This window comes from Streptomyces sp. NPDC037013 (assembly GCF_055607265.1).
In genome coordinates, this window is record NZ_JBVJRV010000005.1 from 741,731 (window position 1) to 751,383 (window position 9,653).

The window sequence follows — 9,653 nt, forward strand, 5'->3', positions numbered from 1 at the left end:
CAGAAACGCGGTGGGAGACCAGAAGGTTCCCCGGATACCGCGCTTCTACACGGCTTCGGCCACAGTCTGTCAGCAACTGGCTGTGACGAAGCCCGTTCTCGGTCACTCTGCGCGCATCCACTGCTCCATCACAGACAACAGGTGATCCGGGTCGACCGGCTTCGTCACGTAATCGGAGGCCCCGGAGTCGATCGCCTTCTCCCGGTCGCCCTTCATCGCCTTGGCGGTGAGCGCGATGATCGGCAGTCCGGCGAACTGCGGCATCCTGCGGATCGCCGTCGTCGTCGCGTAACCGTCCATCTCGGGCATCATGATGTCCATCAGAACGACCGTCACGTCGTCGTGCTGTTCCAGCACTTCGATGCCCTCCCGGCCGTTCTCCGCGTACAGCACCGCGAGGCCGTGCTGCTCCAGGACACTGGTGAGCGCGAAGACGTTGCGGATGTCGTCGTCGACGATCAGGACCTTCTCGCCGCCGAAGTGGAAACCGGGCCGCGCCGCCTGGTTCTCCTGCCCCGCGGCGGGCCACTGCTCGGGCGCCCGCTCCTGGGGCCGCGGCTCCTGCGGTGCCGCGGCAGGCTGTCCCGGCAGGGCCGTGGGCTCCTGCGCGGGCGCGGGCCGGCGCCTCCTCCGGAAGAGGGCGGCGGGGCCGGAGACGGTGTCGTGGGGGGCCGGGGCCGCCTCGGGCTGCTGCGCCTCCTCGGTGCCGGGCGCCTCCTCCAGTGCGGGCAGTTCGCGCGGCTGGGGCGCGGGTGCCAGCTGCGTGTAGCCCTGGGGCGGCAGTTCGCTCGGGTGCAGCGGCAAATAGAGCGTGAAGGTGGAGCCGCGGCCCGGCTCGCTCTGGGCGTGGATCTCGCCGCCGAGCAGCCGCGCGATCTCCCGGCTGATGGAGAGACCGAGACCGGTGCCGCCGTACTTCCTGCTGGTCGTGCCGTCGGCCTGCTTGAACGCCTCGAAGATGACCCGCATCTTGCTGGCCGCGATGCCGATGCCGGTGTCCGTCACCGAGAAGGCGATCAGGTCGGCGTCGGCGTCGCGCAGCGAGCCCGCCTCCAGGAGCTGCTCGCGGATCGAGTCGGGCACGTCGTTGCTGGCGTGCCGGATGACCAGCTCGACGGCTCCGGTGTCGGTGAACTTCACCGCGTTCGACAGGAGGTTGCGCAGCACCTGCAACAGGCGCTGTTCGTCCGTGTGCAGCGTCGCGGGCAGCTCCGGAGAGACCCGTACGGAGAAATCGAGCCCCTTCTCGGCGGTCAGCGGCCGGAAAGTGGCCTCTACGTAGTCGACGAGTTGGACCAGGGCGATGCGCGTCGGGGAGACGTCCATCTTGCCGGCCTCGACCTTGGAGAGGTCGAGGATGTCGTTGATCAGCTGGAGCAGGTCCGAGCCCGCGCCGTGGATCGTCTCGGCGAACTCGACCTGCTTGGGGGTGAGGTTCGCGTCGGCGTTGTCGGCGAGCAACTTGGCCAGGATCAGCAGGGAGTTGAGCGGGGTGCGCAACTCGTGCGACATGTTGGCGAGGAACTCGGACTTGTAGCGCATCGAGACCGCGAGCTGCTCGGCGCGCTCCTCCAGGACCTGCCTGGCCTCCTCGATCTCGGTGTTCTTCACCTCGATGTCGCGGTTCTGCTGGGCGAGGAGCTCCGCCTTCTCCTCCAGCTCCGCGTTGGAGTCCTGGAGCGCCTTCTGCCGGTTCTCCAACTCGGCCGAGCGTTCCCGCAGTTGCTCGGTCAGCTCCTGCGACTGCTTGAGCAGCACCTCGGTCTTCGTATTGACGCTGATGGTGTTGACGCTCGTCGCGATCATCTCGGCGATCTGGTTCAGGAAGTCCTTCTGGATCTGCGTGAAGGGCTGGAACGCGGCCAGCTCGATCACGCCGAGGACGGTCCCCTCGAAGAGCACGGGCAACACGATGACCTGCGCGGGAGGCGCCTCACCGAGCCCCGACGCGATCCGCAGGTAGCCGGAGGGCGCGTTCTCCACGAGGATCGTGCGCCGCTCCTTGGCGGCCGTCCCGATGAGGGTCTCGCCGGGCCGGAACGACGTCGGCATGGATCCCATGGAGTATCCGTAGCTGCCGAGCATCCGCAGTTCGTACGCGTCCTCGTGGTCGCCCCCGAGGTCCTGGCCGTCGTCCGTGGGCATCGCGAGGAAGAACGCGCCGTGCTGCGCGGAGACGACCGGCGTCAGCTCGCTCATGATCAGCGAGGCGACGTCCTCCAGGTCGCGCCGGCCCTGCATCAGGCCGGAGATCCGCGCGAGGTTGCCCTTGAGCCAGTCCTGCTCCTTGTTGGCCAGGGTCGTGTCGCGGAGGTTCGCGATCATGGTGTTGATGTTGTCCTGCAGGACCTGGATCTCGCCGGCCGCGTCGACCTCGATCTTCAGGTTGAGGTCACCGCGGGTCACCGCCGTGGCGACCTTGGCGATGGCCCGCACCTGCCGGGTGAGGTTTCCGGCCATCTCGTTCACGGACTCGGTCAGGTCGCGCCAGGTGCCGTCGACGTCACGCACGCGTGCCTGGCCGCCGAGCTGCCCCTCCGTACCCACTTCGCGGGCGACCCGGGTGACCTGCTCGGCGAAGGACGACAGCTGGTCGACCATCGTGTTGATGGTGGTCTTCAGCTCCAGGATCTCGCCCCGGGCGTCGATGTCGATCTTCTTGGTCAGATCGCCCTTGGCGATGGCGGTGGTGACCATGGCGATGTTGCGGACCTGACCGGTCAGGTTCGACGCCATCGAGTTCACGGACTCGGTGAGGTCCTTCCACGTACCGGAGACGCCCGGCACGCGCGCCTGGCCGCCCAGGATGCCGTCGGTGCCCACCTCGCGGGCCACGCGCGTGACCTCGTCGGCGAACGAACTCAGCGTCGTCACCATGGTGTTGACCGTGTCGGCGAGCTGCGCGACCTCGCCGCGCGCCTCGACCGTCACCTTCTTGGTCAGGTCGCCGTTGGCGACCGCCGCCGACACCTGGGAGATGTTCCGCACCTGGCTGGTCAGGTTGTTGGCCATCAGGTTGACGTTGTCGCTCAGGTCCTTCCAGATGCCCGTGACACCCGGCACCCGCGCCTGGCCGCCCAACTGGCCCTCGGTGCCCACCTCGCGGGCCACCCGCGTCACCTGCTCGGCGAAGGACGAGAGCTGGTCGACCATGGTGTTGACGGTCGTGACGAGTTCGAGGATCTCGCCCTTCGCGTCGACGGTGATCTTCTTGGAGAGGTCGCCCATGGCGACGGCCGTGGTGACCTCGGCGATGTTCCGCACCTGAAGGGTGAGGTTGTTCGCCATCCCGTTCACGGACTGCGTGAGGTCCTTCCAGGTGCCGGAGACGCCCTGCACCTCGGCCTGGCCGCCCAGGATGCCGTCCGTACCCACCTCGCGGGAGACCCGCGTGACCTGCTCCGCGAAGGCGGACAGCTGGTCCACCATCGTGTTCAGGGTGTTCTTGAGCTCCAGGATTTCGCCGCGCGCGTCCACGTCGATCTTCTGCGACAGGTCACCGCGCGCCACCGCCGTCGCCACCTGCGCGATGTTGCGCACCTGCGCCGTGAGGTTCCCGGCCATGCCGTTCACGGAGTCCGTCAGATCGCGCCACACACCGGCCACACCGGGCACCTGCGCCTGACCGCCGAGGCGACCCTCCGTACCCACCTCGCGGGCCACCCGGGTCACCTGGTCCGCGAAGGCGGAGAGCTGGTCGACCATCGTGTTGATGGTGTTCTTGAGTTCGAGGATCTCGCCGCGCGCGTCGACCTCGATCTTCTGCGACAGGTCACCGCGCGCCACCGCCGTGGTGACCTGCGCGATCTGCCGCACCTGCGACGTCAGGTTGCCCGCCATGAAGTTGACGGAGTCGGTGAGGTCCTTCCACGTACCGCTCACGCCGTCCACCCGGGCCTGACCGCCGAGCCGGCCCTCCGTGCCCACGTCCCGCGCCATCCGCGTGACCTGGTCGGCGAAGGACGACAGCTGGTCGACCATCGTGTTCACGGTGTTCTTCAGCTGGAGCATCTCTCCGGAGACGTCCACCGTGACCTTCTGCGACAGGTCGCCGTTGGCGACGGCCGTCGTCACCTGCGCGATGTTGCGCACCTGTCCGGTGAGGTTGCGGAAGGCGGTGTTCACCGAATCGGTGAGGTCCTTCCACGTACCGGCCGCGCCCTGCACCTGTGCCTGGCCGCCGAGCTCGCCCTCGACCCCGATCTCCCGCGCCACCCGGGTCACTTCGGAGCCGAAGGCGGAGAGCTGGTCGACCATCGTGTTCGTGGTGTTCTTCAGCTCGAGCATCTCGCCCGCGACATCGACGGTGACCTTCTGCGACAGGTCGCCGTTGGCGACCGCCGTCGTCACCTGCGCGATGTCCCGCACCTGCGTGGTGAGGTTCCGGAAGACCGTGTTGACCGAGTCGGTCAGGTCCTTCCAGGTGCCCGCGGCGCCCGGCACATTGGCCTGGCCGCCGAGCTGCCCCTCCGCGCCGACCTCGTTGGCCACGCGCGTGACCTCGTCCGCGAAGGTCCGCAGCGTCTCGGTCATCTGGTTGATCGTCTCGGCGAGCTGGGCGACCTCGCCGCGCGCGCTCACCGTCACCTTCTGCGACAGGTCGCCGTTGGCCACCGCGGTCGTGACCTGCGCGATCCCCCGCACCTGGGCGGTGAGATTGCCGGCCATGAGGTTCACCGAATCGGTGAGGTCCTTCCATACGCCCGCCACACCCGGCACCTGCGCCTGGCCGCCGAGCTCGCCCTCCGTGCCGACCTCACGGGCGACGCGCGTCACCTCGGAGGAGAACGACGAGAGCTGGTCCACCATCGTGTTGACGGTGTTCTTCAACTCCAGCATCTCGCCCGCGACATGAACCGTGACCTTCCGGGACAAGTCACCCTTCGCGACCGCCGTCGTCACCAGCGCGATGTCCCGCACCTGGGCGGTCAGGCGGTACGCCATGGTGTTCACGGAGTCCGTGAGGTCCTTCCACGACCCGGACATCCCGCGCACCCTGGCCTGCCCGCCGAGCTTGCCCTCGGTGCCGACCTCGCTGGCCACGCGCGTGACCTCGTCGGTGAAGGTGGAGAGCTGGTCGACGAGGTTGTTGACCGTCCGCCCGACCTTCAGGAACTCACCGCGCAGCGGGTGACCGTTCCCGTCCATCCCCTGCGCCCGCAGCTCCATCCGCTGCTCCAGGTCGCCCTCCGCGACCGCGGACAGTACCCGGCCGACCTCGGAGACGGGACGTACGAGATCGTCGACGAGCGCGTTCGACGCGTCGATCGCCGCCGCCCACGAGCCCTCGCTCGCTCCTGCCTCCAGCCGTTCCGTGAGTTTTCCCTCACGTCCGACCATGCGCCGCACCCGCGAAAGCTCACCTGTCAGGTGCAGATTCCGGTCGGCGACCTCATTGAAGACGGCGGCGATCTCCGACATCACGTCGTCGCCGGAGACCGTGAGCCGCTTGCGGAAGTTGCCGTCCCGCATCGCCACCAGGGCCGCGAGCAGCCTGTTCAGAGCCGCCGCATCCACGGAAGCCGTCGTCCCGTTGCGCGGTTTGCGCTGTTTGTTCAGGGACTGTCCGTCTTTCGCGCGCGTCTTAGTGCCCCGCGTCGCTGCGCCAGACTCCACTGTGTCCCTCCCGCAAGGGTCGACCGGTACTGCTCGGGTTCTTCTGGGGTGTTTCCATGAGCTTGCCCAGTGTTTCACCATGGCCGAACCAGGCCATAACAGTTCGGCAGCTTCGCACACCGTCCGCACACCCTCCGGGCGGAAAGACTGACGACCGGCATCCGCATGGACGGCGAAGGTAAGTAACCTTGCATCCGGCTGTCCAACCACCCCGGTCCTGCCCGGCCAGGGCGGTGGTACACGAACAAGCGGGCATCGGAGGGGCGGCCGTCACCATGGGTTCGGGAGAACTGGGCGTCGATACAGTCGACACTGTCGATACTCGTACGAGGAGTGCTGTGATCACCGCGCGCGCGGCTGCCACCTTCGAACCCGTCGGGCGTTCCGTCGCGACGGCCCGCTCCTTCGTGCGCGACACCCTGCAGGGCTGGGGCTTCTCGGACATCGTCGACGACGCCGTCGTCCTCACCAGCGAACTGGTCACCAACGCCGTGGTGCACGCCGGCACGGCCGCCGACGTCGAGTGTCTGCGCAGCGACGACGCCGTACGCATCGAGGTCTCCGACCACTATCCGGAACGCGAGATCCCGCTCCAGCAGTCCTCGGTCAACATGGGCAGCCCCGACCGCGAGGGCGGCCGCGGCCTCCAGCTCTGCGCGGCACTCGCCAGCCGCTGGGGCGTCGACTACACCCCTACCAACAAGCAGGTCTGGTTCCAGCTCGACCTGCCCCACCGCCCCGTCGGCACCCGCACGGCGGGCCCCTCGCTCCCCGCCGACCTCCTGCCCATCGCCGACGGCAGGGTCCGCGTCGCCGTCATCCAGATCGACCGCCTTGGCGCCATCTCCGCCTGGAACGAGGACGCCGGAGAACTCTTCGGATACGCCGCCGAGCAGGTCATGGGCAAGCCCCTCAACGACCTCGCGGCCTGGCCGCACACACCGGGCACCAGCACCGGCATCGCCGAGGCGCTGCGGCTCTCCCGCTGGGAGGGCAGCTACGGCGTCCGCGGCGCCAACGGCTGCGTGATCCCCGTCTACGCCTCCCACCTGCGCGTCCGCGACAACGACGGCGAACCCTCCACGGTCTGCCTCCTCGTCCGCGACGACGAGCGCGCCGTCCTCCAGACCCCGCTGCGCGGCGCGCCCCCCGAGCCGGGCACCCGCAGCGAGCCGCACGCCACGGACCCCTTCGAGGTCTTCATCGGCTCCCCCGCCCCCGACGACCTGGACGGCCTCCTCCAGCGCACCGTCGAGCGGGCCCGCGACATGCTCGACGGCGACGCGGCCTTCCTGCTGCTCGCCACCGACGACGAGACCGAGCTCGAGGTCCGCGCCTCCACGGGCCTGCCCTCGGCCCGCCAGCGCTTCGCGCGCGTCCAGGTCGAGTCGGCCCCCGGCCGCTACGGCTCCGCGCGCATGCCGGCCGTCCACGAGGACCTCACGGTCGTCCCGGGCGCGGTGCCCCTGCTCGCCGGCACGGGCATGCGCTCGGTCGTCACGGTCCCGCTGAAGGTCGAGGGCCGCCTCACCGGCTCCCTGGGCGTCGCCGCAGAGGCCTCCGGGCGGTACTCGAACGAAGAGGCCCTGCGCCTGCAGTTCGCCGCCGACCGCATCGCCCTCGCCGTGGAGTCCGCGCGCCTCGGCGAGCTGGAACGCCTCCGCCGCGGCTCGCTCTCCTTCCTCGTCGAGGCCTCGGACCTCCTCGCGGGCACCCTCGACCGCGACCAGACCCTGGCCCTCATGGCCCAGATGACGGTCCCCACGCTCGCCACCTGGTGTGCCGTCTACACGATCGCCGACCAGTCCGCCGAGCCGTATCTGTCGTATGTCCTGCACGAGGACGAGGAGCGCATCGACGGCCTCAAGGCCCTCCTCTCCAAGATCGACCCCCCGGACCCGGTCCCCACACCGGGCGCCCGCATCTGGGCCGCCCCCTCGGAGGCCGCGCACCAGGCGGCCCTGCGCACCTCGATGCGCAGCCTGGGCCTCGGCGAGCCCATGACCCTGGGCTCCGGCATCGGCACCACACTCTCCACGGCGTCGGCGGTGGGCGGCGAGACCGTCGTCCTGCCCCTGGTCGCCCGCAACCGCGTCATCGGCATGCTCACGCTCGGCAAGCCCGCCGACGAGCACTTCCGCCAAGAGATCCTGGAATTGGCCGAAGATCTCTCCCGCCGGGCCGCGCTCGCCCTCGACAACGCCCGCCTCTACTCCGAGCGCATGGCGATCAGCCAGTCCCTCCAGCGCAGCCTGCTCCCGCCCGGCCTCCCGCAGGTCCCCGGCGTCGAGGTCGAGGTCATCTACCGCGCGGCCGGCGAGGGCAACGAAGTCGGCGGTGACTTCTACGACCTCTTCCCCATCCGCGACGGCGCGTATGGCTTCGCCATCGGCGACGTCTGCGGCACTGGCCCGGAGGCGGCGGCCGTCACCGGCCTCGCCCGGCACGCCCTGCGCCTGCTCGCCCGCGAGGGCTTCGGCGGGCCCGCCGTCCTGGAGCGCCTCAACGCCGCGATCCTCGACGAGGGCGCCCGCAGCCGCTTCCTGACGCTCCTGTACGGCGAGTTGTGGCCCCAGGAGGACGGCTCGGCGGTCCTGAAGATCGTCTGTGCCGGACATCCGCTGCCGCTGCGCCTGCGCCAGGACGGCACGGTCGAGCCGTACGCGGAACCGCAGCCGCTGCTCGGCGTCATGGACGACCTGGAGCTGTACGAGCAGACGATGACGCTCGACCCGGGCGATGTCCTGCTCTGCGTGACGGACGGCGTCACCGAGCGCCGCGAGGGCACCCGCATGCTCGGCGACGACGGCCTCGCGGAGGTCCTCACGACCTGCACGGGCCTGACGGCGGGCGCGGTCGCGGCCCGCATCATGCGCGCGGTGGAGCGCTTCGCCACGGACGCACCCTCGGACGACATGGCGATCCTCGCGATGCGGATCCCTGGCCTGCAGAAGGACTGAGCGTCAAACGGCAGAAGGCCCTCGCCCAACTGGGCGGGGGCCTTCTTTACTTGAGCCCCCAAGCGGAATCGAACCGCTGACCTTCTCCTTACCATGGAGACGCTCTACCGACTGAGCTATAGGGGCCTGCTGCCTTCGGGGGTTTTCCCCGCGGCAACGAAATAGATCATACCTGAAATCGAAGGGTGCCTCGAACCACTGCCGCCGCGGATCAGAAAGCCGGCTGGAGCAGCCCGCCGAGCGCATTGCACGCGGAGACCACACGCTGCAGATCACGCCGTGCCATCCCCGCGCCGATCGGCAGGGCCAGCGTCTCGTCGGCGGCCCGCTCGGTCTCCGGCAGCCGCACGTCCCGCCAGAACCGCGGCATGCGGTGCACGGGCGTCTTCACCGGCACCCGGCAGTCAACACCCTTGGCCCGTACGGCGCGTGCGAACGCGTCCCGATCGGGCCGGCCGTTCCCCGGCACCCGCACGACGTACTGCTGATAGCTGTGCCGGTCCCCGCCGTCGGGCGTCACGACACCGCTGAGCCGCCCGCTGAGATACGCGGCGTGGGCCCGCCGCAGAGCGAGTTCGTCGTGCGACGCCGTCTCCTCGCCCTCTTCCAGGACCAACAGCCCGTGCCGGCCCCCGACTTCCCGCAGCCGCCCCACATCGGCCCGCCGGCCGAAGCGGTGCCCGACGACCACAGCGGCCGTACGGGAGGTCAGCACGGCGGCGACGGCCTCCGGGTCGAGGCAGTACGTGGCCGGGTCGATGTCCGCGAAGACGGGCACCGCACCGGCGAGCACCACGTCCTCGGCCGCCTCGGCACTCCCGTAGGCCGGCACGACGACCTCGTCACCGGTACCGACACCCGCGGCGCGCAACATTCCAACTGTCCCCATGTCTGCGGATGTTGGCCGCGCAACGTGAACGGAGCGTTACGCAAAACAAAAAAGAGCTGGTCCCCGAACCGAAGTTCGGGGACCAGCTCTTATCAAAAGGAGTTCGGCGGCGTCCTACTCTCCCACAGGGTCCCCCCTGCAGTACCATCGGCGCTATGAGGCTTAGCTTCCGGGTTCGGAATGTAACC

The 9,653-nt window shown here is 69.4% G+C and carries 3 protein-coding genes, 1 tRNA gene and 1 rRNA gene; 1 reads left to right on the forward strand and 4 read right to left on the reverse strand.

Annotation, left to right across the window (positions count from 1 at the left end; translation table 11 throughout):
• Positions 1-102 precede the first annotated feature (102 nt).
• Positions 103-5,616 (reverse strand): HAMP domain-containing protein, encoded by a 5,514-nt coding sequence (locus ACZ7DY_RS22185; RefSeq protein ID WP_471137672.1) that lies wholly within the window; start codon positions 5,614-5,616, stop codon positions 103-105.
• Positions 5,617-5,891: 275 nt separating this feature from the next.
• Between ACZ7DY_RS22185 and ACZ7DY_RS22190 the strand changes: the two genes are divergently transcribed.
• Positions 5,892-8,576, forward strand: coding sequence for a SpoIIE family protein phosphatase (locus ACZ7DY_RS22190; protein WP_471137673.1), 2,685 nt, complete (start codon positions 5,892-5,894; stop codon positions 8,574-8,576).
• A 53-nt stretch (positions 8,577-8,629) separates the two neighbouring features.
• Here ACZ7DY_RS22190 and ACZ7DY_RS22195 read toward each other — a convergent pair.
• The 3 genes from ACZ7DY_RS22195 to rrf all read right to left on the reverse strand — a co-directional run.
• Positions 8,630-8,702, reverse strand: a tRNA-Thr gene (locus ACZ7DY_RS22195).
• Positions 8,703-8,787: 85 nt separating this feature from the next.
• Positions 8,788-9,450, reverse strand: coding sequence for a DegT/DnrJ/EryC1/StrS family aminotransferase (locus ACZ7DY_RS22200; RefSeq protein ID WP_471137742.1), 663 nt, complete (start codon positions 9,448-9,450; stop codon positions 8,788-8,790).
• Between the two features lie 116 nt (positions 9,451-9,566).
• A 5S ribosomal RNA gene (rrf, locus tag ACZ7DY_RS22205) occupies positions 9,567-9,653 on the reverse strand; the annotation flags it as partial.

Bases quoted from the DNA above. Each gene is read 5' to 3' on its own strand.
- ACZ7DY_RS22190 (WP_471137673.1), top strand. From the start codon at position 5,892: ATGGGTTCGGGAGAACTGGGCGTCGATACAGTCGACACTGTCGATACT.
- ACZ7DY_RS22200 (WP_471137742.1), bottom strand. From the start codon at position 9,450: ATGTTGCGCGCCGCGGGTGTCGGTACCGGTGACGAGGTCGTCGTGCCG.